Raw genomic sequence first — 24,712 nt, 5'->3', positions numbered from 1 at the left:
CCCGACGGGTCCTCTCCCGGCGCCCTCCCGTGCCGCCCGGCGCACCGGTACTCGGTCTCCGCCACCCACGCCTCCCCGTCACCGGGACCCGATGGCCCGAAAGGCGGTTCCGGGAAGGGCTCCCACTCGCACCTTGAGTGGAATAGACTCAACTTTGTGTACGTTGGCTGAGTCAGCCGAACGATGCCGAGGAGGAGAAAGCGAACGTGGACGCCGAGCTGACCAACAGGAGCCGGGACGCGATCAACGCGGCCAGCAGCCGGGCCGTGACCGAGGGGCACGCGGACCTCACCCCTGCCCACCTGCTGCTGGCTCTGCTTGCCGGGCAGGACAACGAGAACATCACCGACCTGCTCGCGGCCGTCGACGCCGACCAGGCCGCCGTACGCCAGGGCGCCGAGCGCGTGCTGGCCGCGCTGCCCAGCGTGACCGGTTCCACGGTCGCGCCGCCGCAGCCCAACCGCGAACTGCTCGCGGTCATCGCCGACGCCGGCGAACGCGCCAAGGACCTCGGTGACGACTACCTCTCCACCGAGCACCTGCTCATCGGCATCGCCGCCAAGGGCGGCGCGGCCGGCGAGGTCCTCGAGCGGCAGGGCGCCGGCGCGAAGAAGCTGGCGGAGGCCTTCCGCAAGGCGCGCGGCGGGCGCCGGGTGACCACCGCCGACCCCGAGGGCCAGTACAAGGCGCTGGAGAAGTTCGGCACCGACTTCACGGCCGCCGCCCGGGACGGCAAGCTCGACCCCGTCATCGGCCGCGACCAGGAGATCCGCCGGGTCGTGCAGGTGCTCTCCCGCCGCACCAAGAACAACCCGGTCCTCATCGGCGAGCCCGGCGTCGGCAAGACCGCCGTCGTCGAGGGACTCGCCCAGCGGATCGTCAAGGGCGACGTCCCCGAGTCGCTGAAGGACAAGCGGCTGGTGTCGCTCGACCTCGGCGCGATGGTCGCGGGCGCCAAGTACCGCGGCGAGTTCGAGGAGCGGCTCAAGACCGTCCTCGCCGAGATCAAGGACTCCGACGGCCAGATCATCACCTTCATCGACGAGCTGCACACGGTCGTCGGCGCGGGCGCCGGCGGCGACTCCGCCATGGACGCCGGCAACATGCTGAAGCCGATGCTGGCCCGCGGCGAACTGCGCATGGTCGGCGCCACCACCCTCGACGAGTACCGCGAACGCATCGAGAAGGACCCGGCCCTGGAGCGCCGCTTCCAGCAGGTCCTGGTCGCGGAGCCGACCGTCGAGGACACCATCGCCATCCTCCGAGGCCTGAAGGGCCGTTACGAGGCCCACCACAAGGTCCAGATCGCGGACTCTGCACTGGTCGCCTCCGCGACCCTCTCCGACCGCTACATCACCTCCCGCTTCCTCCCCGACAAGGCCATCGACCTCGTCGACGAGGCCGCCTCCCGGCTCCGCATGGAGATCGACTCCTCCCCCGTCGAGATCGACGAACTCCAGCGCTCCGTCGACCGGTTGAAGATGGAGGAGCTGGCGCTGGTGAAGGAGACCGACCCGGCCTCCCGGGACCGCCTGGAGAAGCTGCGCCGCGATCTCGCCGACAAGGAGGAGGACCTGCGCGGCCTCAACGCCCGCTGGGAGCGCGAGAAGCAGTCCCTGAACCGGGTCGGCGAGCTGAAGGAGAAGCTCGACGCCCTGCGCGGCACCGCCGAACGCGCCCAGCGTGACGGCGACTTCGACACCGCCTCCAAGCTGCTCTACGGCGAGATCCCGCAGCTGGAGAAGGAGCTGGAGGCCGCGTCCGAGGCCGAGGAGGAGACGGCCAGGGACACCATGGTCAAGGACGAGGTCGGCTCCGACGACATCGCCGACGTGGTGGCCGCCTGGACCGGCATCCCGGCCGGCCGGCTGCTGGAGGGCGAGACCCAGAAGCTGCTCCGCATGGAGGACGAACTGGGCCGCCGCCTGATCGGCCAGACCGAGGCCGTCCGCGCGGTCTCCGACGCCGTCCGCCGCTCCCGCGCCGGCATCGCCGACCCCGACCGCCCCACCGGCTCCTTCCTCTTCCTCGGCCCGACCGGCGTCGGCAAGACGGAGCTCGCCAAGGCCCTCGCCGACTTCCTCTTCGACGACGAGCGGGCCATGGTCCGCATCGACATGTCGGAGTACAGCGAGAAGCACAGCGTGGCCCGGCTGGTCGGCGCCCCGCCCGGATACGTCGGCTACGAGGAGGGCGGCCAGCTCACCGAGGCCGTCCGCCGCCGCCCCTACACCGTCGTCCTGCTGGACGAGGTCGAGAAGGCCCATCCCGAGGTCTTCGACATCCTCCTCCAGGTGCTGGACGACGGCCGCCTCACCGACGGCCAGGGCCGCACGGTCGACTTCCGCAACACGATCCTGGTCCTCACCTCGAACCTGGGCAGCCAGTACCTGGTCGACCCGGTCCTCGGCGAGGAGGAGAAGAAGCGGCAGGTCCTGGAGACGGTCCGGCAGTCCTTCAAGCCGGAGTTCCTCAACCGCCTCGACGACCTGGTGGTCTTCTCCGCCCTGGCCAAGGACGAACTGGCCCGCATCGCCCGGCTCCAGATCGACCGGCTGGCGGCCCGCCTCGCCGACCGCCGCCTGGCCCTGGAGATCACCCCCGAGGCCCTGGCCTGGCTCGCCGAGGAGGGCAACGACCCGGCCTACGGCGCCCGCCCGCTCCGCCGCCTGGTCCAGACCGCCATCGGCGACCGGCTGGCCAGGGAGATCCTCGCCGGCGAGGTCAAGGACGGCGACACGATCCGCGTCGACGCGTTCGGAGAGGGCCTGATCGTGGGACCGGCGACGGCGGAGAACGCCGTCGAAGGCACCGGTCAGGAGCCCGGAAAAACGCTCTGAGCGGAATTGCGCCAACGCGAGATGAACCCGCCGGGGCGGGGGTTGCCACCCCCCTCCCCGGATGGGGGAGGATGGCGGAATCCGTATGAAGGGAAAAACACGGTGACCATCGACCCGTCCTCGATTCCGAACTTCGGGGGCCAGCCCGAGCCGCAGCCCCAAGGACCGGCGGGCCCCGTCGTCCCGGATCAGGATCTTGTGAAGCAGCTCCTCGACCAGATGGAGCTCAAGTACGTCGTCGACGACGAGGGCGACCTCGCGGCGCCGTGGGAGCAGTTCCGTACGTACTTCATGTTCCGTGGCGAGGACGAGCAGGCCGTCTTCTCGGTGCGGACGTTCTACGACCGCCCCCACAAGATCGACGAGAAGCCGCAGCTGCTCGAGTCCATCGACGACTGGAACCGGCGGACCCTGTGGCCCAAGGTCTACACCCACACCCACGACGACGGCACCGTCCGTCTCATCGGTGAGGCCCAGATGCTGATCGGCACGGGTGTCGACATCAACCACTTCGTGTCGTCCACGGTCAGCTGGGTGCGGGCCGCGATCGAGTTCGACAAGTGGCTCGTCGAGCAGCTCGGCCTGGAGGAGGCCGTCAACGAGGCCGACGAGTCGGACGACGACGAGTAGGACCTACAACGGTGTGTGCGCGTACACGACGAGGTACGTGCCGTAGCCGAACGAGAGCCCGGCCAGGGCCGTGACCACCACCGTCGCGTGCCAGGGCCGGGCTCTCGCCGTGCGGACCAGCGCCCGGGCCAGCGGGAGCAGCAGCGGGAAGGCCGGGAGCAGGAAGCGCGGCTTCGACTCGAAGAAGCCCGAGCCGCCGACGGCGATCAGCAGGAGCACGGCGGTGTAGGCGAGCAGCGGGACCGGCGCGCGGTCCAGGGCCAGCAGGGCGAACAGCACCACCGCCGCCGCGACGATCACCATCGTCATCGGGAAGACGAACCGGTCGCCGCGCAGCAGCAGGGTACGCACGAACGCCAGCGAGCCCCGGCCGAAGTCGAAGCGCGAGCCCCACAGCCGCTGGACGCCGAAGTAGCCGCCCAGCACGTCGCCGGTGCGGCTGCCGACCCACAGGACGTAGCCGGTCCAGCCCAGCGGGGCGAGCGCCGCGCCCGTCCACAGCCTGTGGGCAACCCGGCCGCGGGTGCGGTACAGCTCGCGGCCGGCGGCGAGCAGGACGGCGACCGCGACCGCGAAGCCGTTCGGGCGGGACAGCCCGGCCAGGGCGGCCAGGCTGCCTGCCCAGAGCCAGTTCCCGGCCAGGACGGCGTACAGCGACCAGGCGGCGAAGGCGGTCAGGACCGGTTCCGTGTACGCCATGGACAGCACCACGGAGTGCGGGAGCAGCCCCCAGAGCACCACCAGGGCGGTGCCCACCGCCCGGCCGTGCAGCCGGGCGCCCACCGCGTAGATCCCGCCCGCGGCGACGGCGGCGGCCGTCCAGGACACCAGCAGCCCCGCGCCGGCCCCGCTGAGCGGGGTCACCGCCGTCAGGGTCCGGACGAGGGCCGGGTAGAGCGGGAAGAACGCCAGGTCGCTGTGGACGATGCCGGGGCCGAAGTACAGGGTGCGGCCGTAGCCGTGCGCCGCGATGCCGAGGTACCACGCCGCGTCCCACGACCTCCCGAGCAGCGTCAGCGGATGGCGGCCGCCCGCCCAGGCGGCCAGCGCCAGCAGGGTCATGCCGGTGAGCCGGACCGCCGCGAACAGCCCCACGGCGACCCCGCCCGCGGCGACGACGGACAGCCGGGCGCCGGGCTGCTGCGCGACGGGCGGGGCGAGGGCGGTGGTGCTGGCGTGGCTCACATTGGCACAGTGCCGGGGGATCGGGCCCGGTGCGAGAAATGTGCGCCCGATGGGGGAAGCGTCCCGCAGCCAGGCGAGCTGCAGCGCGGCCGTCGCGAAGACGACCAGGATCCCGCCCAACCGGTGCCCCGGCGAAACCTGTGGCCACTGTTATCCTCAACTCGCCGCGTGCGGGGGGATGTTCGGGGGCGGATATTTCGCGGCGGCATCGACACACGCCTTCCCGGCCGTCGGCCTCCGGCACGCCTCTTTCCGCCGGAAGCCCTCAGGAGGCGACGATGGCTCGTCGTACCACCGTCCGCGGCGTCGTCGCCGCGCTGGCAGTCCTCACCGTCGTCGCCGGTCCCGGCCCGCTCGTCGGCACGGCCGACGCGGGCGACGGCACCGGGAGCACCGCGCTCGCGACCGAGAAGGTCTTCCAGTCCGACCGTTACCAGCCCCGCGCCGACCGGCTCCACAGCGCCGGTGCGGTTGGCTACCTGCACGCCCAGGAGGGGCGCTCCGGCTATCTGTGGACGTCGTACGCCACCGGGGCGACGACCGAACTGGGCGAGCTGTCGCGACTCGAACTCGCCGGCTACCTGGGCTCGTCGTCCGACATCGTGACCGACGTCGTCTCGCCCACCCAGAAGGTCGTCCTCCGTGACCTCGCCGCCGGCACCAGCGCCGACGTCGCCCTCACCCACGGCACGTACGTGGCCACCTACGGCGCCCACGTGCTGACCCAGGCCCGGGACACGGACGACAGCCGCAGGCTGTGGCTCTACGGCGGCGGTGCCCCCGCCGACGGCACCCTCGTCGACGGGTGGCCGGCCGGGATCACGTCGAACTTCCGGGTGCTGGGCGGCGACAGCGGCACCGCCGTCGTCGGCTACGCGCTGGCAGGCGTGCAGCACCTGGCGCTGGTGGACCTGGCTGCCGCGCAGGTCACCGGCGACGTCACCCTGTCCGCCGCTCCGGCAGCCGTCGCGCTGAGCGCGGACCGGTTGGTGTGGTACCCGTCCGGCACCACGCCGACGGCACACGTCCTGGACCGCGGCGACCTCACCTCCCCCGGGACGACGGTGACGCTGCCCGGCACCGAGGGCACCCCGTCGGTCGGCATCACCGGGGACTGGCTGGTGGTGGCCCGTACCGTGCCGTCGGACCCCTCCGATCTGGCCGACGAGTCCGGCGAGCGGCTCATGGCCGTCCCCGTCACGGGCGGCGCCCCGGTCACGCTGCTCCGGCACGCGAACAGCTCCGTCGTACCCGCCCCCGACGGCAGCCTGCTGGTCGTCGGCGGCACCGACGCCGGGCACTGGGCGGTCCGCCGGGTCACCGGCACGGGCGCGGACACCCCGGTACCGGCCGAACTGACCGCCGTACCGCCGGTGGCGGCGAAGATCACGCGGCTGTCGCTGGAGAACGGCACCCTGGCCACCGACGAGGCCGACAGCAGCTTCATGGGCGCGTACTACACCCGGCCGGTCGCCGCGGACGGAACACCCGGCACCCGGACCTGGCGGAAGTGGGACGGCCTCGGTTCGGGGCCGTACGCCACCGGGGACGGCCGAGCGGTGACGTTCACCGCCGATTCCGACCCGGCCGGCTCGTACGTCCAGTCCGTCGACGGCGACGAGGCGGCCGGCTTCTTCTACCTGCCCTCGGCCTCCGGCACCGTCCTCGACGTCACCGGCCGCTACGCGGTCGTCAACGGTTCCTCCCCCAGCAGACAGTACGTCGGCGACCTCGGCGTCCACACCGACCTGCAGCCCGTCCTCACCCGCTCCGTCACGGCCGCCTCCGTCTGGGGGACCAGCCTGTGGACGCCGGGTTCCGGCAACGGTGTCGTCACCGCCAGGAACCTGAGGACCGGCGCGATCGCCGCCACCGTCAGCACCGGCGCGCCGTGCGTGCCCAAGGAGCTCCAGGTGGTGAGCCGCTGGATCTACTGGTCCTGCGGGACCGGCGGGACGGCCGGCGTCTGGGACAGTACGGCGAAGAAGAACATCCCCGTCCCCTCCGGCCAGGTCCAGCTCGGCGACGGATACCTCGTCCGGCAGGACACGACGACCGGCACGCTCCTCCTCACCGCCTTCGCCGACGGCACCGCAGCCACCCGTGCGATAGCCGACCTCCCGGCGGCCACCTCCGGCGGGCGCGGGACGACCTGGACCGTGGACAAGTTCGGCGGCCCCGTCGCCTACGTCGACGCGGACCACCGGATCCACCTGGTGCCCAGCGGGGTCGCCACCCAGCCGCTCTCCGCCGTCGAGTCCGAGACGAGCGGCAACGCCGGACAGAGCAGCGCGGCCGGCGCCCCGTGGTGGCAGTGGCGCGGACTCCTCTCCAAGCCCGCCGCCTCCTGGACGGCCACCCTCACCAGCAAGGCCACCGGTGCCGTCGTCCGCACCCTGTCCGGCGGGGCGGTGCAGGGCGACCTGACCGTCCGGTGGGACATCCGCGACGCCCGGGGCGCGTTCGTCCCCGACGGCACCTACGCCCTCACGGTGACGGTCCCGCCCGCCGACGGCTCGGGACGCGCGCTCACCGTGTCGCAGACGGTGAAGGTGTCCGACGGGGCCGCCGTGCGCCACGACTTCACCGGTGGCGGTTCCTGGGCGCCCGACGGCACCGGCGACATCCTGACCCTCGGCTCCGCCGGCACCGTCAGCTACCGGCCGGGCACCGGCACGGGCACCCTGGGCAAGGCCATGTCCGCCTCCGGCTGGCCCACCTCCGTGAAGCTCGTCCCCTTCGGCGACCTCGACGGCGACCGGCGCAACGACGTCCTCGTCCGGTTCAGCAGCGGCGAACTGCGGGTGTACCGGACCATGCTCGGTCAGGCGTTCCTCACCAGCACCCCGCACACCTCGCTGGGCAAGGGCTGGAACCAGTACGACGTCCTGACCTCGCCCGGCGACATCAGCGGCGACGGCCGTCCCGACCTCGTCGCCCGCAACTCCGCCACCGGCGCGGTCTACCTCTACAAGGGGACGAGCAGCGGAAAACTCTCCGCGCGCGTGAAGCTCTACGCCGACTGGAGGACGTACAAGAAGATCGTGGGCGTCGGCGACCTCAACGGCGACGGCATCGGCGACCTGGTCGCCCAGGACAGGTCCAACAACCTGTACCGCTACTACGGCAAGGGCAACGGCACCTTCTCCGCGCGCGTGAAGCTGTTCTCCGCCTGGGGCGGCTCGTACGACACCGTCGTCGGCGCCGGCGACCTCACCGGCGACGGCAGGGCCGACCTCCTGTCCCGCGACACCTCCGGCAACCTGTGGCGCAACAACGGCAACGGCAAGGGGTCGTTCGGCGCCCGCACGAAGATCGCCACCGGGTGGCAGGGGTACAAGGGGGTCTTCTGAGCGGTGCCCCCCGCCGGTACGGCTGCCGGCTGCTACCCGGCCAGTGTCTTGAGCCGGGCGGCGGCCTCCTCCAGCACCCCCGTGCGCTTGCAGAAGGCGAACCGCACGAACGGCGCACCCTGCTCGCGGTGGTCGTAGAAGACCGCGTTCGGGATGGCGACGATCCCCGCCCGTTCCGGCAGGGAGCGGCAGAAGGCGAAGCCGTCGGTCTCGCCGAGGGGGCGGATGTCGGTGGTGATGAAGTACGTGCCGGCGGTGTCGTAGACCTGGAAGCCCGCCTCCGCGAGGCCCGCCGCGAGGATGTCCCGCTTGGCCTGCATGTCCCGGCGGAACGCCTCGAAGTAGGCGTCCGGGAGGGCGAGGGCCTCCGCGACCGCGTACTGGAAGGGGCCCGAGGCGACGTACGTCAGGAACTGCTTCGCCGAGCGCACCGCCGTGACCAGCTCCGGCGTCGACGTCACCCAGCCGACCTTCCAGCCCGTGAAGGAGAACGTCTTGCCGGCCGAGCCGATGGTGACCGTGCGCTCGCGCATGCCGGGCAGGGTGGCGAGGGGGACGTGTTCCGCCTCGTCGTAGACCAGGTGCTCGTACACCTCGTCGGTCACCACCAGCAGGTCCCGCTCCACCGCCAGCTCGGCGACCGCGGTCAGCTCGGCGCGGGTGAGGACCGTGCCGGTCGGGTTGTGCGGGGTGTTGACCAGGAGGAGCCGGGTGCGCGGGGTGACGGCGGCGCGCAGCTCGTCGAGGTCGAGGCGGAAGGCGCCGGCGTCCGGGCGCAGGGTGACCGGGACCCGGGTGCCGCCCGCCATCGCGATGCTCGCCGCGTAGGAGTCGTAGTACGGCTCCAGGGCGACCACCTCGTCGCCGGGCTCCACCAGGGCCAGCAGAGCGGCCGCGATCGCCTCGGTGGCGCCCGCCGTCACCAGCACCTCGGCGTCCGGGTCGTACGACAGCCCGTAGCGGCGCTGCTGGTGCGCCGTGATCGCGGTGCGCAGCTCGGGGACGCCGGGCCCCGGCGGGTACTGGTTGCCGCGCCCCTCGCGCAGCGCGCGCACGGCGGCCTCCCTGACCTCCTCGGGGCCGTCGGTGTCCGGGAAACCCTGCCCCAGGTTGATGGATCCGGTGCGCACGGCGAGGGCGGACATCTCGGCGAAGATCGTGGTGCCGAACTCGGCCAGCCGGCGGTTCAGGAGCGGGCGTTCGCTGGAGGTCATGCCGGTCATCCTGCGCCCAAGCTCTGGAGTTCCTCAACTCCGCTTTGGCCGCCGTGGCGGCCGGGCATCCCCAGTCCACGCCGCGCTCGCGCGGCGGCCGGGGCGCCCACGGGGGGCCGCCTTCGGGGGAACGGAAAGAAGGTGACGCCATGGGCACCGTCTTCATCGTGGTGGTGGCCGCGGTCATCTGCCTCGCGATCGTCGCCACGGCGGTCCGCAGGGGCAGCGGGGGCGGCGGGGGCAAGGGGGCGTACCGCGGGGGCGGCTCCTCCTCCTACGACAGCTCCGGCAGCTGGTGGGCCGGGGACTCGGGATCGTCGTCCTCGCACGGCGGTCAGCACGGGGGGCACCACGGCGGCGGCCACTCCTGCGGCGGCGGGCACTCCTCGTGCGGCGGCGGCTCGTCCTGCGGCGGCGGCTCGTCGTGCGGCGGCGGGGGTGGCTGCGGAGGGAGCAGCTGAGCCGCCCGCGGGCGGCGGGGAACCGGGGCGTCCGGACGCGGAGCAGGGGAGCTCTCGCCGGGTGCCCCGGCGTGCGCCGGAAGGAGTGGAGCGCACGTCTTGGTTGAACAGTTGAGCTGTGGAGCCCTCTGAGGGATGGAAACCCCACGAAGTTGGGTAAAAACGCTGTGGCAGCGCCACAGTTCATGATTCCCTCTAAATCACCAAAGCAGCACCTCGGACGTCCTGACGACACCCTCCCCCGGCTGGGCCGGCCGGGCCGATCTCCCGGTGTCGACCGAGGTGCACCGGACCACACTCCTCCCCTTTTGCGTGCTAGCGGAGCCGATCCATGCTCACGACCCTGAACACCACCTACACCGATACGCGCGCGGCCGACCTCGCCTGGACCCTGGGGCGCGAGCCGCTGCCCGCCCTGGCCACCCTCGACCTGGAACTGAACGGGGCGAAGCTGCAGTTGAGACTGCTCGGCGCGTCCCATCAGGTGCTCCTGGAGGAGGAGTGCGGCGGCTGTTCGGAGACGGTGGCGTGCATCCCGGGGTCCAGCACCCCCCTGCCGCTCGGGGTCGCCAAGCGCAACGGCGACTGGGAGTACGAGTTCGCGGCCCGCGTCGAGGTGCTGTCCCCGGGCTCCTTCGCGGGCCGCGCCCAGGAGCTGCTGGCCCTCGTCTCCGAGCATCCGCACGGCCTCGCCGGGGTCTTCCCGGGCAGCCCGCACGCGTTCACCGCGATGCTGGCCCAGCGTCACGAGGGCCAGGTGCACTGGCGGACCTGGCACGCGTACCCGCAGGACGGCCAGCTGGTCGCGACCCGGACCCGGGTCGGCGTACGGGTCCCGGTGCCCCAACCCGTCGCCTGATGACATAAACCCACCGGGCGTCAAAGGGTACGGAGTTCCACACGTGTGGGTGACGAAGCGTACCGAGCGAGTGACGTAACGTCGCAGAGTGATCGATCCGCACGCACCCGCCCCTCCCGGCACACCGCCGCCCTGGGGCGCCCCCGCGCCGCTGCCCGTGCGGCCGGGGACGGGCCGCTTCCTGGTTCTGGCGTGCGTGTTCGTCTGCGCCGCCTGCGGATTGGTGTACGAACTCGAACTCGTCGCCCTCGCCTCGTACCTGATCGGGGACTCGGTCACCCAGGCCTCCGTCGTGCTGTCCGTGATGGTCTTCGCGATGGGGGTCGGCTCCCTCGCCGCGAAACGGCTGCGCTGGCACGCGGCGGCCGGGTTCGCCGCGGTGGAGACCGCGCTGGCGCTGGTCGGCGGCTGCAGCGCGATGGCGCTCTACGCCGTCTTCGCCTGGACCGGCGACTGGGGCGGCCTGTGGGCGGCCGGCCCGCGCTGCCTCCTGGTCGCCTTCTCCCTCGCCATCGGCCTGCTGATCGGCGCCGAGGTGCCGCTGCTGATGGAGCTCATCCAGCGCATCCGCCGCCAGGACGCGGGCGGCGCGGTCGCCGACCTGTTCGCGGCCGACTACGTGGGCGCGCTGGTCGGCGGCCTCGCCTTCCCGTTCCTGCTGCTGCCCTTCCTGGGCCAGTTGACGGGCACCCTGCTCACCGGCACCGTCAACGTCGTCGCCGGGGGCGCCCTGGTCCTCGGCCTGTTCCGCCGCGACCTGTCCCGCCGGACCCGCTGGACCCTCCTCGTCGCGGGCGCCACCGTTCTCGGCCTCCTCGCCTCCGCCGCCGCCCTCGTCGGCGACTTCGAACGGGCCGCGCGGCACGCCGTCTACGGCGCCGACGTCCGGGTCGCCCTCCAGACGGACGTCCAGGAGATCGTCCTCACCGGCGGCACCCACGGCCGCCCCCTCGACCTCTTCCTCGACGGCCGGCTGCGGGTCGGCGGCCGCGACGAACGCCGGTACCACGAAGCCCTCGTCCACCCCGCGATGACCGGCCCGCACGCGCGTGTGCTGATCCTCGGCGGTGGCGACGGCATGGCCGCGCGCGAGGTGCTGCGCCACCGGGGCGTCGACCGCGTCGACATCGTCGAACTCGACGCGGGCCTGGTCCGCCTCGCCCGCCACGACCCCGCCCTGTCCGCGCTCAACGGCCACGCCTACGACGACCCGCGCGTCCACGTGTTCACCGCCGACGCCTTCCGCTGGCTGCGCGGGGCACCCCGGTCGGGCTACTCCGGCTACGACGTCGTCGTCGCGGACCTGCCCGACCCCGGCATCACCGCCAGCACCAAGCTGTACTCCGAGGAGTTCTACGGCCTCGTCCGCCGCGCCCTCGCCCCCGGTGGCCGTCTGGTGGTCCACGCCGGACCGGTCCAGGGCCGCCCGCACGCCTTCTGGACGGTCGCCGCGACCCTGCGGGCGGCGGGCCTCGCCACCACCCCCTACCGGGTCCCCGGCCAGGACGCCGGATTCACCCCGGGTCCCGACCGCTCGGCGGGCGAGTCCAGGGCCCCGCACGACTGGGGCTTCGTCCTCGCGGCCGCGGGTCCCCGCGCGCCCCCGCTGCGCCTCCCGGCGGGCGGGCCGCGACTGCGCACGCTCACGGAAGGGGGACTGGAGAAGGACGCCCTGAGGGGGCCGGCGGCCGGGCTGCCGCCGCCGTCCACGCTGGTGCACCCGCGGTACTGAACGGGCCCGCGCGTCAAGGAGGCTCGCAGCGTGCCGTGTGCCGTGTGCCGGGGAGGGTGTGTCGGACCGACTCGTGGGTAGGCTCAGTCGGCATGGAGCACCAGGTGTACGTCCCGGCCCCGGCCTCGCGGCTCAGGGAGGCGCTGGCCGACCCCGCGCGGGTCGCCCGGGCGGTCCCCGGCCTCCAGCAGGACGCGGGCGCCGCCCCCGGTACCGGCCGCCTCAAGGTCCGCATCGGCAGCCACTCGATCACCTACCGGGGCTCCCTGCGTGTGAGTCCCCACGACGACGGTTCGTACGCGGTCGACGCCGACGCCACCGAGGCCCGCGGCACCGGCACGGTGAAGCTGGCGCTGACCTTCCGCCTTACGGCGACGGGCGACGGGTGCACGGTCACGGTGACCGGTACGGCCTCCGCCGACGGGCGGGTCGCGGAGCTGCCGGCGGAGGCGGTGCAGGCGGCGGGGACGAGGCTGCTGGGCCGTTTCGCGGAGGGGCTGGGGGAGACGCCCGGCGCCGAACCGGCCTCGGTGTTCGAGACGGAGGTCCCGCCGCCGTCCCTGGCACCGGAGCGGGAGCCGGAGCGGGAGGAGGTGGAGGAGGCGGTGAGCGAGCCGGTCGTGGAGCCGCTGCCCGAGATCTTCGCGGAGGCGGCGCACGCGCGGCGGACGATGATCGGCCGCAGCGCGGAGGAGGTGGACCACGCGCCGCCCCGCGGCCGCTACGCGCCGGTCCCGGCACCCCAGACGGTGGCAGGCGCCTCCACCCTCCGCTGGGCCGCCCCGGCGGCGGCACTGGCACTCGCGTCGGCGATCGTGGTGACGAGGGCTTTGCGGCGCCGGCGTTGAGCGGGCCGGGGGTGGGGACGCTCACCGGCGCCTGCCGGCTGCCGCCGCGCTCACCCGTGCCGCCCTGCGGCACGGCTGCCCGCGGCCAGGTGGGTATGTGGGGCGTGAGGAACTGCGCGAGCAGCCACCACCCACCCGCAGGCGAAGCGCGACGCGCTCTCCCCATTACGCTCGTCCCGTGAGTAACGAAGACATCACGCTGACCGCAGGCGACGTCACCCTGCACCTGCACCCCGGAAACGGCGGCCGGATCGCCGGACTCGAGGTCGGCGGCCTCGAACTGCTCCGGCAGGGCGACCGTTTCGGCTGCTTCCCGATGGTTCCCTGGTGCGGCCGGATCCGGGACGGCCGCTTCCTCGACGGTGCCACCCTCGTCCAGATGCCCCTCAACTCCCCGCCGCACGCCATCCACGGCACCGCCCGCGACGGCGCCTGGCGCACCGCGCGCGTCTCGGCGGCCGAGGCCGTCATCACGTGCGAACTCGGTGCCCCCTGGCCGCACCCCGCCCGCGTCACCCACGTCGTGCAGCTCGCCGAGGACTCCCTGACGCTGACGATGTCCGTGGAGACGTACGAGGACTCCTTCCCGGCGCAGATCGGCTGGCACCCCTGGTTCAACCGGAACCTCGGCGACCAGGACGCCCGGGTGGACTTCGCGCCCGCCTGGCAGGAGGAGCGCGGCGCGGACCACCTGCCCACCGGCGACCGCGTCGACCCGAAGCCCGGCCCCTGGGACGACTGCTTCGGCATGCCCGACGGTGTCGACGTCACCCTCACCTGGCCGGGGCAGCTGGAGTTGAAGGTCGCCAGCCGCGAGCGCTGGGTCGTCGTCTACGACGAGCAGGCGGAGGCGGTCTGCGTGGAGCCGCAGACCGGACCGCCCAACGGGCTGAACACGCTGCCCAAGTTCGTCACGCCCCTGGAGCCGCTGGAAGCCACGACCACCTGGACGTGGACGCGCCTCTAAGCTGGTCGGCATGAGCGACGTACGTGCTGAGCTGCTGCAACAGATCAAGGACAAGGCCGTGGTGCACGGCAGGGTGACCCTGTCGTCGGGCCTGGAGGCCGACTACTACATCGACCTCCGCCGGGTCACCCTCGACGGCGAGGCCGCCCCGCTGGTCGGCCAGGTGCTGCTGGACCTGACCGCCGACCTGGAGTACGACGCCGTCGGCGGGCTCACCATGGGCGCCGACCCGGTCGCCGGCGCCATGCTGCACGCGGCCGCCGCCCGCGGAAGGCGGCTCGACGCCTTCGTCGTGCGCAAGGCGGCGAAGGCGCACGGCATGCAGCGCCGCGTCGAGGGACCGGAGATCAAGGGCCGGCGTGTCCTGGTCGTCGAGGACACCTCCACCACCGGCGGTTCCCCGCTCACCGCCGTGGAGGCCGTGCGCGAGGCCGGCGCCGAGGTCGTCGCCGTCGCCACCATCGTGGACCGCGCCACCGGCGCCGCCGAGAAGATCCAGGAGGGCGCCGGGGTGCCGTACCTGTTCGCCTTCTCGAAGGATGAACTGGGACTGGACTGAACAGCGGGTTGACGACTGGGATTGACCCGGATTTGACCGGCGCGTGGAGCATCGGTTCATGTCTGGAAAGATGGGGACGACGATGACGTCGCCCCCAAGGTCTAGGTCAGGGCCGTAGGAAAAGCAGCAGTACGCCGACCCGCACACTCAAGGAGCGGACAATGCCCATCGCAACCCCCGAGGTCTACAACGAGATGCTCGACCGGGCGAAGGCAGGCAGGTTCGCCTACCCGGCCATCAACGTCACCTCGACCCAGACCCTGCACGCGGCGCTGCGCGGCTTCGCGGAGGCGGAGAGCGACGGCATCGTCCAGATCTCCACGGGTGGGGCCGAGTTCCTGGGCGGCCAGTACAAGAAGGACATGGTCACCGGTTCGGTGGCGCTCGCCGAGTTCGCGCACGTCGTCGCCGAGAAGTACCCGGTGAACATCGCGCTGCACACGGACCACTGCCCGAAGGACAAGCTCGACGGGTACGTCCGTCCGCTGCTCGCGATCTCCGAGGAGCGGGTGAAGAACGGCCGCAACCCGCTCTTCCAGTCGCACATGTGGGACGGCTCCGCCGAGACCCTTGCCGACAACCTGGCCATCGCGCAGGAGCTCCTGGAGCAGGCCCGCCGCGCCAACATCATCCTCGAGGTCGAGATCACCCCGACCGGTGGCGAGGAGGACGGCGTCTCCCACGAGATCAACGACTCGCTGTACACCACGGTCGAGGACGCGATCCGCACCGCCGAGGCGCTGGGCCTCGGTGAGAAGGGCCGCTACCTGCTCGCCGCCTCCTTCGGCAACGTGCACGGCGTGTACAAGCCGGGCAACGTGGTGCTCCGCCCCGACCTGCTGAAGGAGCTGAACGACGGCGTGGCCGCCAAGTTCGGCAAGCAGTCGCCGTTCGACTTCGTCTTCCACGGCGGCTCCGGCTCCACCGAGCAGGAGATCCTGACCGCGCTGGAGAACGGCGTCGTGAAGATGAACCTCGACACCGACACCCAGTACGCCTTCACCCGTCCGGTCGCCGATCACATGTTCAAGAACTACGACGGCGTCCTGAAGGTCGACGGCGAGGTCGGCTCCAAGAAGACCTACGACCCGCGCACCTGGGGCAAGCTGGCCGAGGCCGGCATGGCCGCGCGCGTCGTCGAGGCCACGCAGAACCTGCGCTCGGCCGGCAACAAGATCAAGTAAGCCGCATTACGGTCAGGACCCGGCGTTCGTCTGTCTACGGCGCCGGGTCCGCTGTATACCTGGAACCATGCCCGACGTCCGGATCGCCTCAGCCCAGGGCAAGTGGATCCTGATCACCACGGTCCTCGGCTCCAGTATGGCGCTGCTGGACTCGACGGTCGTCAACGTCGCCCTGCCTCGCATCGGCGACGACCTGGACGCGAGCCTGTCCGCGCTCCAGTGGACGATCAACGCGTACATGCTGACGCTGGCCGGCCTGATCCTGCTGGGCGGCTCGCTCGGCGACCAGTACGGCCGCCGGAAGATCTTCGTGATCGGGGTCGTCTGGTTCGCGGCCGCCTCCCTGATGTGCGGCCTGGCTCCGACCGACGGCGTCCTGATCGGCGCCCGCGCCCTCCAGGGCATCGGCGGCGCGCTCCTCACCCCCGGGTCCCTGGCCCTGATCCAGGCCTCCTTCCACCCCGACGACCGGTCCCGTGCGGTCGGCCTGTGGTCCGGCTTCGGCGGCATCGGCGCGGCGGTGGGGCCGTTCCTCGGCGGCTGGCTGGTGGACGGGCCCGGCTGGCGCTGGGTCTTCCTCCTCAACGTCCCGCTGGCCCTGCTCTGCGTCCCCATCGCGCTGCGACACGTCCCCGAGTCGGCCGGGGGCACCTCCCGCTCGAGCGAAGCCGAGAGTGGGGGAGGCCGGGCCCACGGGCGCTTCGACATCCTCGGTGCGGTGCTGGGCGCCCTGGCCCTCGGGCTGGTGACCTTCGCGCTGATCGAGGCCGGGACCACCTCGCTCCTCGCGGTCGCCGGCGTCGCGGCCGGCGTGGCCTTCGTGTACGTCGAGAAGCGCCGCCGGGACCCGATGCTCCCGCTGGACATCTTCGCGTCCCGCCAGTTCACGGCGCTGAACATCGTCACCCTGTGCGTGTACGGCGCGTTCGGCGGCTACTTCTTCCTCACCGCTCTCCAACTCCAGGTGGTGGCGGGTTACTCGGCCCTGGCCGCCGGCACCGCCCTGCTGCCGACGACGGCCCTGATGCTGTTCTTCTCGGCCCGCTCGGGCGCCCTCGCCGACCGCATCGGCCCGCGCATCCCGCTCACGGTGGGGCCCCTGCTGTGCGCGACCGCGATGCTCCTGATGCTGCGCGTCGGCGAACACGCGAACTACCTGACCGACGTCCTCCCGGCGGTCCTGGTCCAGGGCGTCGGCATGGTCACCTTGGTGGCCCCGCTCACCGCCTCCGTCCTCGCCTCCGTGGACACGGCCCGGGCGGGCATCGCCAGCGGCATCAACAACGCGGCGGCCCGCGCGGCCAGCCTGATCGCGGTGGCGGCGCTGCCGCTGATCGCGGGGATGGGCCCGGAGGCGTACCGGTCGCCCACGGCCTTCGACGCCGCGTTCGACCGGGCCATGCCCGTCTGCGCCGGTGTCCTGGTGGTCGGCTCGGTCCTGGCCTTCGCCATGGTCCGCAGGCCGGCCCCGGGCTGCGCCCGCCCGGAGTGCCGTACCCACGGAAACGTGACCTCGCCGCCGATCGAGGCGAGGGGCAGCTAGGCGCCCCGCCGGAGGGGCAGCCGCCGTCTGTCGACTGCCGTCTGGCGTCTGGCGACTGCCGTCTGGCGTCTGGCGACTGCCGTCTGGCGTCTGGCGTCTGCCGTCTGGCGTCTGGCGTCTGCCGTCTGGCGTCTGGCGTCTGCCGTCTGGCGTCTGGCGTCTGGCGTCTGCCGTCTGGCGTCTGGCGTCTGCCGTCTGGCGACTGCTGTCTGCCGTCTGGCGACTGTGGTGCTGTTGCGGCTGGTCGCGCGGTTCCTCCCCCCCGGCCTTCGGCCGGGGGGACCGCCGGCGCCCTGATGGGGCGCTGGGGAGCCGCTGGAGACTACTGGCGCCGGCGGAGCAGGGTCGTCCGCAGGTCGTGTTCGGTGATCTGGTCGGCGGGGCGGTCGAGTCTCCAGCGGTGGGTCGGGCCGCCGTCCATGGGCAGTACCTCGACGACGGTTTCCAGCGGCGGGCGGCCGTGTGTGTCACGGCCGAGCTGGCGGATGACGACGGCGGTGTCGTCGTCCAGGCCGAGCAGGGCGCGCACGGTCTCCCTCAGTTCGCGCAGGCGCGGGCTCGGCCAGGCGCTGCCCGGGCGTGGTTCCAGAAGCCCGGAAGGCGCCTCCTGCCGTCCGGCGGTGGTCGCGGCCAGCTGCCAGGCCGCGAGCAACAGCAGTGTGCCGGTTTCGGCGAGGAGGCTGAGGCCGGCCTGGGGCGCGGGCTGCAGACCGTGTTCGGTGAAGCCGAACACGCCCACCGTGCGCGAGGCCGCGAAGCCGCCGAGGGCGCCGAGCGCGACGCCGGCCACGGCGGCCCGCAGCAGCAGGGGTGGCGTCCCCGCCGCCAGCAGGGCCGCGAGGGCGAAGGACGCACTGGCCTGGAGGAGGAAGAGGGGGCCGATGACGTGGACGTAGCGGTACCCGTCGACGTACAGCTGGGCGTGGAGGTATCCGCCGGCGGCGAGGGTGCCGGCGGTCGCCCACCGCAGGGCGGTGGCGAGGAGCCTTCGGTGGTTCATGCCAGCCTCTCGTCCTTGACGGCCAGTTCGCGGTCGCCCCGGCGGTAGCCGACGCTGCGGATGCCGAGCGCGTCCTTGAGCTGCCGGGCCGGGACGACCTGCGGGGTGGGGGCGGGGGCCCGGCCCGGTTTGGGCAGGGGGTAGGCGGTGGTGGTGGCGGAGTGGAAGGTGATGTTGCCCTCGGTCTTCGTGAACAGCTGGTGGACGTGCCCGTTGAGGCAGGTGACGGAGGAGAAGCGGCGCAGCAGGGCGATGACCTTGAGGGCGTCGTCGGTGCTCCAGCCCCACTTCGGGTACATGGCGAACAGCGGGATGTGGCTGAAGACCACGACGGGGGTGTCCGAGGACAGCCCGGCCAGGTCCTTGCGGACGAAGTCGATCTGGCTGTTGCCGAGGTGGCCGAGCTTCTCCAGGCTCAGGGTGTTGACCAGGGCTATGAAGTGCACGCCGTGGGTGTCGAAGCTGTACCAGCCGTCGCCGAGCGTGCCCGCGCCGAAGGCCCGCCGGTAGGCGCGGCCCGCGTCGCCGATGGAGTCGTGCTCGCCCGGCACGGTGAAGACCCGGTCCGTCTTGAGCCCGGACAGCATCTGCTTGACCTGGTCGAACTGCCCGGCCGTGGACAGGTGGGTCAGGTCGCCGCTGTGCATGACGAAGTCCGGCCTGAAACCGAGCGAGTTGACCTGGTTGACCGCTTCGGTGAAGGACCCGGCCACGTCGGTGTTGGCCGGGCCCTGGAACCCGATGTGGCTGTCGGAGACCTGCACGAACCGGAGCGTGCCGTCGGCCGCCGCGGCGGCGCCGGTGGTGTCGGCGGCGCCGGTGGCGTGCGTGGCACCGGTGGCGGCCTCGGCGACGGAGCCCCGGGAGCCGGCGATCTGGCTGATCACCTCTCCGCCGGCCACCGTCAGCACCACCGCGCCGCCGAACCACCCGGCGTGCCGCATGAGCTGGCGACGCGTCATGCCGTGCTCCGTGGCGGGCTCACGCAGCTCACGCGGCTGACCGGATTCGTCGTGGGCGTCGTAGGAGTTGTTGGAGTCGTGGACGTCGTAGGCGGTCATCGGGTCACCTCCACGGTGGCGGTCATGAACGGATGGATGGTGCAGAGGTACGCGTAGGTACCGGGCTTGGTGAAGGTGTGGCTGTAGGTGGCGTGGGTGCCCAGGGCGGCGGAGTGCAGCGGACCGCCCGGTCCGGTGCTGGTGACGGTGTGGGCGTCGGTGTCCTGGTTGGTCCAGGTCACGGTCGTACCCACCGGCACCTTCAGCGTGGCCGGGGCGAAGGCGAAGTTCTTGATCGCGACGGCGGTCCCGCTCACCGGCCTGCCCGCGCTCGGGCGGCTCATGGGCATGTTCATGGTGGGCATCGACTTCGTGGTGGCCGTCGACGAGGAGTGCGGCGACCCGCCGCAGGCGCTGAGCAGCCCCAGCGTGCCGACGGTGGCGGCGGTGGCGAGGGCCAGCCCGGCCGCGCCGCGTGAGCGTCGGCCTCGGGTGCGGGAGTTCGGGGGGTGGTGCGTCCGGTTCACGTCTGATCCGTCCTTTGCTCGCGTAGGTCGGTTCCTGTCCGGCTCCACGGACGGCGGCGGGCAGACGGTTCGGTACATATGCACTTTTGCGAAATTTCTTCGTCTCGACACGGAGCGCCGTCCGCCCCGTGCTCTGCGTTACGGGACAAAGGACTCCATGTGAGCGATCATCGACATATGCCCCGGAGTTTCCGAAAGCGTGATCCAAGGGTCGATCCGGATCGCTCCGTGCGCCGTGTCTCTGGTAGAGGAACGCTTTCGACCGCGGACGAGGAGCTGCTGCGCACTCTGTACGCGGAGCACGCAGGGCCCCTGTTCCACTACGTGCTGCGACTGACATCGGGAGATCGGCAATGGGCGGAGGACGTGGTCCAGGAGACCCTGCTTCGGGCGTGGCAGCACCCCGCCGCGTTCGAGCCCGCACGCGGCCCGGCCCGGGCCTGGCTGTGCACGGTCGCCCGGCATCTGGTCATCGACGCCCACCGGGCCCGGCGGGCCAGGCCGGCCGAGGCGGGTGGCGAGGCGCTCGAGCGGGCCGCCGAGCAGACGCCGGGCGAGGACGAGATCGAGCAGGCACTGCAGAGCTGGGCGGTCGCCGACGCCCTGCGGGCGCTGTCCCCGGATCACCGCGCGGTGCTGCTGGAGACCTACTACCGGGGTCGGACCATGGTGGAGGCCGCACAGGTGCTGGGCATTCCGCTGGGCACCGTGAAGTCGCGTACGTACTACGCCCTGCACGCCCTGCGGCTGGCGCTCCAGGAGCGGGGGATCGAGCCGTGACCGTGATGAGCGGGAGGTGGTGACCGTGGGTGCGGAGCACGATGCCCTGCGGCTGGCGCTGGGTGGATACGTCCTGGGCACACTGCCCCCCGCGGAGACGGAACGGGTGCGGGCCCACCTGGCGGAGTGCGACGAGTGCCGGGCCGAACACGCCCGGCTGGCGGGACTGCCCGCGTTGCTGGCGACGGTGACGGCCGCCGAGGCCGAGGCCGCGGGCCGGACGACGTCGGCGGTCGACGGCGGCCTGGCCGACCGGCTGGTGGCCCAGGCGGCCGAGAGCGCCCGGCTCTCCTCGCCCGCATCGCCCGTGGCGGCGCCGCAGCCACCACAGGCGGGGGTGCTGGAGAACCTGCTCCAGCGGGCCGCGGCCCGGCGGCGCAGGAGTCGCCGTCTGCAACTGGCGGGCGCCGCCGCCTCCCTGGCGTTCGTCGGGGCGGCGGCCGGCGGCACGTGGCTGGCCACGGTCGGAACCGTGACCAGCCAGGCGACGCCGCCCGGCGCGACCGCGCCGACCGCGTCGCGCACGTTCTCCGGGAGCGACCCCACCACCGGCGTCACCGCCTCGGTGCGGGTCTACCCCTCCGCCTGGGGGAGCGTCCTCCAGGTCCACGCCAAGGGGGCGCCCGCCGGAATCACCTGCCGGCTCCAGGCCGTCGGGTCCGGCGGCGCGAGGGCGGACGGCGCCACCTGGCGGGCGGGTGAATACCCTCCGGGCACCACGGTCCAAGGGGCGGTCGACATGTCCCCGGGGGCCATCCAGCACTTCGAGATCCTCGCGGGTGACGGCCAGAAGCTGGTCACCATCCGGTCGTGAGGCGTTCCGTGTCGCTGTCGCTGTCGCTGTCGCTGTCGCTGTGGCTGTGGCTGTGGCTGTGGCTGTGGCTGTGGCTGTGGCTGTGGCTGTGGCTGTCGCGGGTCTCCGTCGGAGCTCGCGAAATTCGTCACAAAAGGCGTGAACGGCTCGAACCGTCGGGCGCGTGCCGTCCGTGGAACTGAATGAGCGCGCCACTGCAGGACCGGCACACCGACCCTCCCGACTCCGTCGGAGGTCTCTCCCCGTCCCGGTCTCCGCACCTCCACGGAAGAGCCAGAAGACCATGTTCGTGACCCATTCGCCCCGCCCGAGTTCACTGCCCGGCGAGCCCTGCCGTTACCAGGCGCTGCTGACCCTGCCCGCGCAGGAGGCGCACGTCCCCGCCGCCCGTCACTTCGCGGCCGATCTGCTGGAGACCTGGAGCGTGCCCGCGAGCGAGCGGGACTCCGCCGTGCTCATCGTGGACGAACTCGCCGCCAACGCCGCCCAGTACGGCCGTGAGCGCATGACCCTGTCGCTCGTCCTCGACCACGGCACCCTGCACATCGTCGTCACCGACTCCGGCATGACGGTGGAGCGCCGTCGCCGCGACGCGGCACCCGACGAGCACGGCCGTGGCACCGGCATCGTCCAGTACCTCGCCCAGTCGACCGAGGTCCACCAGACCCGCGGCGGCCGTGAGGTCCGCGCCTGCCTGCGGTGCTCGGCATGACCGGCCCCGGCGCTTCCCGCGCTTGCGGCGTTCCCGGCGAGCCGCGGCCCCCGGTCACCGCACGACCCGGCGAGTGGCCCCTCGCGACCCACAGGCCGTGCCCCGTCGACGACTGCCCGGGTCCGGCCCGGGTCCAGGAACCGGCACCGTGCCGCCGCTGCGGCACCGGCCCCCGCGTACCGGTGGAGTGATGACCATGGACGCCACCTCGGACAGCCGTACGCAGACGGGCGCCCCGCCCGCGCACCGGGCCTACGCGAACGCTCCCGACCTGCGCCGTGAGATGCACCGGCTGCTCGCGCTCGGGGCGGAGCGCGACGGCCGTCAGGCCGGGCCCCGCACCGGCACCCCGGCCGACGTGGACGCGGCCGCCGCCGAACGGGCCTGGCTGCTGCGCAGGGCGGCCCTCATGGACCGGATGGCCCAGGGCGGCGGCTCCGGTCCGGCCGCGGCCGCCGCACAGACCGCCGGGGAACTCGTCCGGTACGACCGCCGCCATCCCGACCTGGTGGCCGGCCCCTACCACCCCGGCGTGATCACGCCCAGGCCCGGACACCGGCTCTACGTCCGCCAGGAGTACGCCGCCTGGACGGCCGCCGGGTGCCCCGGAGCCTGAACCGCCGCTGCTGTCGTGCCTGGTCGTGCCTGGTCGTGGCTATCCGTGCAGCTCGGTGTACGCCTCCGCGCTGCTGTCCTTCAGGAACTGCCAGCAGCGCTCGTTCTCGTCCTTCTCGTCGATCTCACCGGCGGCACGGGCGAGCGCCGCGAGGCAGCGCAGGAAGCCCTGGTTGGCCCGGTGCTCCCACGGAACGGGGCCGTGCCCCTTCCACCCGGCGCGGCGCAGGGCGTCAAGACCGCGGTGGTAGCCGGTGCGCGCGTAGGCGTACGACTCGACGACCGCGCCGCGCTCGAACGCCTCGTCGGCGAGCAGCGCCCAGGCCGGCGAGAAGGTCGGGAACTTCGCCGCCACCTCGACGGGAGCCAGCGACTCCTCGTCCAGCAGGCGGTACGCCTCTTCGTTCTCCGGCAGATACGTCGGCTCCGGGCCGCCGAGCAGGTTCGTGTGCGTCGTCATGGCGCAAGTCTGCCACCGCCGGCAACCTCACCCCGCGTCCCGCCGTCTTCCAGACCGCCCGGTCGGTGGGCGACGGCAGCCGGGACGGCACGGGTGACGGCAGCCGGGACGGCAGCCGGGACGGCAGCCGGGACGGCAGGCGGGACGGCAGGGGGAGCACACGTGCGTGATCCGATGCCCGGCGGGCGGCCGGCGGAGGCCGACGCCCTGGCCCGTTTTCTCACCGCGGACCCGGAGCAGTGGCCCCGGCTCGCCCCGCGGGTGACGGCGGCGGTCGGCATCCCGGCACTGGAGCGGATCGTGCACGCCACGAACGCCCGGATCGGTGCGTTCGGCACCGTCACGGACGGCCCGGACGGGCTCATCGTGTCCGGCAGCACGGGCCGGGTGCGGGCCTGGGCCCAGACGGCCCCCGACGGCGAACTCACCGCCCTGCGCATCGAGGGCGCCCGCTACACCCCGCCCGGGCGGCGGCTGCCCGCGCACCTCGCCTGGACGGTCTGCCTCGCCCTGGTCACCGCCTGGAACGTCCTGATCCTCTGGACGGCCGGCGACCGCATCGCCTGGACCGCGGACCTGGCCACCCTCGCCGCGTTCTACGTGGTCGTGGAGGGCTGCGGCGCACCGGCGATGCAACCGCGTCCGCTCAGACGGGCGGTCGAGGCGGGCGCGGTGGCCGCCCTCGCCTCGGCCTGGCGGCTGCCGGAGCTGCCGGCCGGAGCCGGCCTGTCCGGACTCGCCGTCGGGCTCGTCCTGCTCGCGGGCGCCGGGTGGCTGGTCACCGCCGCCCGGCTGCACCGCGGGCCCGCCACGGTCTCCCGGCCGCTGCGGTTCCCGCTGGAGGGCGCCTGGTACGTCGTACAGGGCGGCGGCCCGGCGGTGAACCACCACGCCCGGGTGCCGGAGCAGCGCGCCGCCCTCGACCTGGTCGCGCTCGGCCGGTACGGCACCCGTACCCGGCCCGGCCGCGAAGCGACGGCGTACGCCGCCTACGGGCGGCCGGTCCGGTCTCCGTGCGACGGCACGGTGGTCTCCGCGGCCGACGGCGTCGCCGACCAGCGCCCGGGGGAGATCCGCTACCAGCCGCCGTACGGCAACCACGTGTTCCTCGACACCGGCCGGGAGATCGTGAAACTCGCCCACCTGCGCCCCGGCTCGGTCACGGTGACGGCGGGCGACACGGTCCGGGCCGGGCAACTGCTCGGCGAGGTCGGCAACAGCGGCAACAGCACCGAGCCCCACCTGCACCTGCACGCGGAACGCGACGGAGCCGGGCTCGACCTGGCCTTCGAAGGGGTGCCCGGACGGCTGTACCGGGGACGGACGGTCCGCGGCTGAACGGTGGCCCGCCGGACGGGGGCTCCCGACGGGCGGGCCTTGCCGTATCCGGGTTACGTTGCGGAAGATGCCGGTGGGGACCGGGGCCCC

General features: G+C 72.9%; 23 protein-coding genes. 17 read left to right on the top strand and 6 right to left on the bottom strand.

Going from position 1 to position 24,712, the window contains the following annotated elements:
• Window positions 1-206: 206 nt before the first annotated feature.
• Together clpB and AB0472_RS08065 are read left to right on the top strand one after the other, a co-directional pair.
• Complete coding sequence (gene clpB / locus AB0472_RS08070; RefSeq protein ID WP_366354420.1) at window positions 207-2,840, top strand: ATP-dependent chaperone ClpB; 2,634 nt, start codon at window positions 207-209, stop codon at window positions 2,838-2,840.
• A 102-nt stretch (window positions 2,841-2,942) separates the two neighbouring features.
• Entirely contained in the window at window positions 2,943-3,470 is a 528-nt protein-coding gene (locus tag AB0472_RS08065) for a YbjN domain-containing protein (protein WP_366354418.1), read from the top strand.
• 3 nt (window positions 3,471-3,473) lie between these two features.
• On the opposite strand, the gene AB0472_RS08060 is transcribed toward AB0472_RS08065, so the two are convergent.
• On the bottom strand, window positions 3,474-4,532 hold the full coding sequence (locus AB0472_RS08060; protein WP_366354669.1) for a hypothetical protein: 1,059 nt from the start codon (window positions 4,530-4,532) through the stop codon (window positions 3,474-3,476).
• A 401-nt stretch (window positions 4,533-4,933) separates the two neighbouring features.
• Between AB0472_RS08060 and AB0472_RS08055 the strand changes: the two genes are divergently transcribed.
• A complete protein-coding gene (locus AB0472_RS08055) occupies window positions 4,934-8,008 on the top strand; it encodes an FG-GAP-like repeat-containing protein (protein ID WP_366354416.1) in 3,075 nt (1,024 codons plus the stop codon).
• A 32-nt stretch (window positions 8,009-8,040) separates the two neighbouring features.
• Here AB0472_RS08055 and AB0472_RS08050 read toward each other — a convergent pair whose 3' ends face one another.
• Window positions 8,041-9,231 carry a pyridoxal phosphate-dependent aminotransferase gene (locus tag AB0472_RS08050; protein ID WP_366354415.1) on the bottom strand — a complete coding sequence of 397 codons (1,191 nt, stop codon included), beginning with the start codon at window positions 9,229-9,231 and terminating at the stop codon, window positions 8,041-8,043.
• Between the two features lie 140 nt (window positions 9,232-9,371).
• Here AB0472_RS08050 and AB0472_RS08045 point away from each other — a divergent pair, with 140 nt between their 5' ends.
• From AB0472_RS08045 to AB0472_RS08010, 8 genes are all read left to right on the top strand, one after another.
• The gene (locus AB0472_RS08045) at window positions 9,372-9,683 is read left to right on the top strand and encodes a hypothetical protein (protein ID WP_366354413.1); all 312 of its coding nucleotides are present in this window, start codon (window positions 9,372-9,374) and stop codon (window positions 9,681-9,683) included.
• Between the two features lie 331 nt (window positions 9,684-10,014).
• Window positions 10,015-10,542 carry a DUF2617 family protein gene (locus AB0472_RS08040; RefSeq protein ID WP_366354412.1) on the top strand — a complete coding sequence of 176 codons (528 nt, stop codon included), beginning with the start codon at window positions 10,015-10,017 and terminating at the stop codon, window positions 10,540-10,542.
• 88 nt (window positions 10,543-10,630) lie between these two features.
• Window positions 10,631-12,274: a polyamine aminopropyltransferase gene (locus AB0472_RS08035; RefSeq protein ID WP_366354410.1), complete on the top strand. Its 1,644-nt coding sequence runs from the start codon at window positions 10,631-10,633 to the stop codon at window positions 12,272-12,274.
• Between the two features lie 92 nt (window positions 12,275-12,366).
• Window positions 12,367-13,122 (top strand): SRPBCC family protein, encoded by a 756-nt coding sequence (locus tag AB0472_RS08030; protein ID WP_366354408.1) that lies wholly within the window; start codon window positions 12,367-12,369, stop codon window positions 13,120-13,122.
• 178 nt (window positions 13,123-13,300) lie between these two features.
• Entirely contained in the window at window positions 13,301-14,089 is a 789-nt protein-coding gene (locus tag AB0472_RS08025) for an aldose 1-epimerase (protein ID WP_366354406.1), read from the top strand.
• Between the two features lie 10 nt (window positions 14,090-14,099).
• On the top strand, window positions 14,100-14,648 hold the full coding sequence (gene pyrE, locus AB0472_RS08020; protein ID WP_352364161.1) for an orotate phosphoribosyltransferase: 549 nt from the start codon (window positions 14,100-14,102) through the stop codon (window positions 14,646-14,648).
• 161 nt (window positions 14,649-14,809) lie between these two features.
• On the top strand, window positions 14,810-15,832 hold the full coding sequence (gene fbaA, locus AB0472_RS08015; RefSeq protein WP_366354404.1) for a class II fructose-bisphosphate aldolase: 1,023 nt from the start codon (window positions 14,810-14,812) through the stop codon (window positions 15,830-15,832).
• A gap of 67 nt (window positions 15,833-15,899) precedes the next feature.
• On the top strand, window positions 15,900-17,375 hold the full coding sequence (locus AB0472_RS08010) for an MFS transporter (protein ID WP_366354402.1): 1,476 nt from the start codon (window positions 15,900-15,902) through the stop codon (window positions 17,373-17,375).
• Window positions 17,376-17,697: 322 nt separating this feature from the next.
• Here the strand turns inward: AB0472_RS08010 and AB0472_RS08005 are convergent, their stop codons facing one another.
• From AB0472_RS08005 to AB0472_RS07995, 3 genes are read right to left on the bottom strand one after another with little or no spacing between them, the layout of a single operon-like run.
• A complete protein-coding gene (locus tag AB0472_RS08005) occupies window positions 17,698-18,375 on the bottom strand; it encodes a hypothetical protein (RefSeq protein WP_366354400.1) in 678 nt (225 codons plus the stop codon).
• The gene (locus AB0472_RS08000) at window positions 18,372-19,436 is read right to left on the bottom strand and encodes a metallophosphoesterase (RefSeq protein WP_366354399.1); all 1,065 of its coding nucleotides are present in this window, start codon (window positions 19,434-19,436) and stop codon (window positions 18,372-18,374) included. The genes AB0472_RS08005 and AB0472_RS08000 overlap by 4 nt, the downstream gene beginning before the upstream one ends.
• Window positions 19,433-19,903 (bottom strand): plastocyanin/azurin family copper-binding protein, encoded by a 471-nt coding sequence (locus AB0472_RS07995; RefSeq protein ID WP_366354397.1) that lies wholly within the window; start codon window positions 19,901-19,903, stop codon window positions 19,433-19,435. Before AB0472_RS07995 ends, AB0472_RS08000 begins: the two co-directional genes overlap by 4 nt.
• Before the next feature lie 228 nt (window positions 19,904-20,131).
• Between AB0472_RS07995 and AB0472_RS07990 the strand changes: the two genes are divergently transcribed.
• From AB0472_RS07990 to AB0472_RS07970, 5 genes are all read left to right on the top strand, one after another.
• The gene (locus AB0472_RS07990; RefSeq protein WP_366354396.1) at window positions 20,132-20,683 is read left to right on the top strand and encodes a sigma-70 family RNA polymerase sigma factor; all 552 of its coding nucleotides are present in this window, start codon (window positions 20,132-20,134) and stop codon (window positions 20,681-20,683) included.
• Between the two features lie 25 nt (window positions 20,684-20,708).
• The gene (locus tag AB0472_RS07985) at window positions 20,709-21,497 is read left to right on the top strand and encodes a zf-HC2 domain-containing protein (protein WP_366354394.1); all 789 of its coding nucleotides are present in this window, start codon (window positions 20,709-20,711) and stop codon (window positions 21,495-21,497) included.
• Window positions 21,494-21,679, top strand: coding sequence for a hypothetical protein (locus tag AB0472_RS07980; RefSeq protein WP_366354392.1), 186 nt, complete (start codon window positions 21,494-21,496; stop codon window positions 21,677-21,679). The genes AB0472_RS07985 and AB0472_RS07980 overlap by 4 nt, the downstream gene beginning before the upstream one ends.
• Window positions 21,680-21,780: 101 nt before the next feature.
• Entirely contained in the window at window positions 21,781-22,209 is a 429-nt protein-coding gene (locus AB0472_RS07975; protein ID WP_366354391.1) for an ATP-binding protein, read from the top strand.
• A 196-nt stretch (window positions 22,210-22,405) separates the two neighbouring features.
• Window positions 22,406-22,825: a hypothetical protein gene (locus AB0472_RS07970; RefSeq protein WP_366354389.1), complete on the top strand. Its 420-nt coding sequence runs from the start codon at window positions 22,406-22,408 to the stop codon at window positions 22,823-22,825.
• A gap of 39 nt (window positions 22,826-22,864) precedes the next feature.
• Here AB0472_RS07970 and AB0472_RS07965 read toward each other — a convergent pair whose 3' ends face one another.
• Window positions 22,865-23,284 carry a DUF3151 domain-containing protein gene (locus AB0472_RS07965; RefSeq protein ID WP_366354387.1) on the bottom strand — a complete coding sequence of 140 codons (420 nt, stop codon included), beginning with the start codon at window positions 23,282-23,284 and terminating at the stop codon, window positions 22,865-22,867.
• A gap of 162 nt (window positions 23,285-23,446) precedes the next feature.
• Here AB0472_RS07965 and AB0472_RS07960 point away from each other — a divergent pair, with 162 nt between their 5' ends.
• Complete coding sequence (locus AB0472_RS07960) at window positions 23,447-24,622, top strand: M23 family metallopeptidase (RefSeq protein WP_366354385.1); 1,176 nt, start codon at window positions 23,447-23,449, stop codon at window positions 24,620-24,622.
• Window positions 24,623-24,712 lie beyond the last annotated feature (90 nt).

Origin of the sequence: Streptomyces sp. NPDC086777 (assembly GCF_040702065.1) — a bacterium.
Classification (GTDB): domain Bacteria; phylum Actinomycetota; class Actinomycetes; order Streptomycetales; family Streptomycetaceae; genus Streptomyces.
Note: the sequence above shows the minus strand (reverse complement) of the source record. Positions and strands in the feature narration are given on the sequence as shown.

Excerpts from the sequence above, each read along its gene's own strand:
- AB0472_RS08060 (WP_366354669.1), bottom strand. The coding sequence starts at position 4,532 with ATGACCCTGCTGGCGCTGGCCGCCTGGGCGGGCGGCCGCCATCCGCTG.
- AB0472_RS08055 (WP_366354416.1), top strand. The coding sequence starts at position 4,934 with ATGGCTCGTCGTACCACCGTCCGCGGCGTCGTCGCCGCGCTGGCAGTC.
- AB0472_RS08050 (WP_366354415.1), bottom strand. The coding sequence starts at position 9,231 with ATGACCGGCATGACCTCCAGCGAACGCCCGCTCCTGAACCGCCGGCTG.
- AB0472_RS08045 (WP_366354413.1), top strand. The coding sequence starts at position 9,372 with ATGGGCACCGTCTTCATCGTGGTGGTGGCCGCGGTCATCTGCCTCGCG.
- AB0472_RS08040 (WP_366354412.1), top strand. The coding sequence starts at position 10,015 with ATGCTCACGACCCTGAACACCACCTACACCGATACGCGCGCGGCCGAC.
- AB0472_RS08030 (WP_366354408.1), top strand. The coding sequence starts at position 12,367 with ATGGAGCACCAGGTGTACGTCCCGGCCCCGGCCTCGCGGCTCAGGGAG.
- pyrE (WP_352364161.1), top strand. The coding sequence starts at position 14,100 with ATGAGCGACGTACGTGCTGAGCTGCTGCAACAGATCAAGGACAAGGCC.
- fbaA (WP_366354404.1), top strand. The coding sequence starts at position 14,810 with ATGCCCATCGCAACCCCCGAGGTCTACAACGAGATGCTCGACCGGGCG.
- AB0472_RS08010 (WP_366354402.1), top strand. The coding sequence starts at position 15,900 with ATGCCCGACGTCCGGATCGCCTCAGCCCAGGGCAAGTGGATCCTGATC.
- AB0472_RS08005 (WP_366354400.1), bottom strand. The coding sequence starts at position 18,375 with ATGAACCACCGAAGGCTCCTCGCCACCGCCCTGCGGTGGGCGACCGCC.
- AB0472_RS08000 (WP_366354399.1), bottom strand. The coding sequence starts at position 19,436 with ATGACCGCCTACGACGTCCACGACTCCAACAACTCCTACGACGCCCAC.
- AB0472_RS07975 (WP_366354391.1), top strand. The coding sequence starts at position 21,781 with ATGTTCGTGACCCATTCGCCCCGCCCGAGTTCACTGCCCGGCGAGCCC.
- AB0472_RS07970 (WP_366354389.1), top strand. The coding sequence starts at position 22,406 with ATGGACGCCACCTCGGACAGCCGTACGCAGACGGGCGCCCCGCCCGCG.
- AB0472_RS07965 (WP_366354387.1), bottom strand. The coding sequence starts at position 23,284 with ATGACGACGCACACGAACCTGCTCGGCGGCCCGGAGCCGACGTATCTG.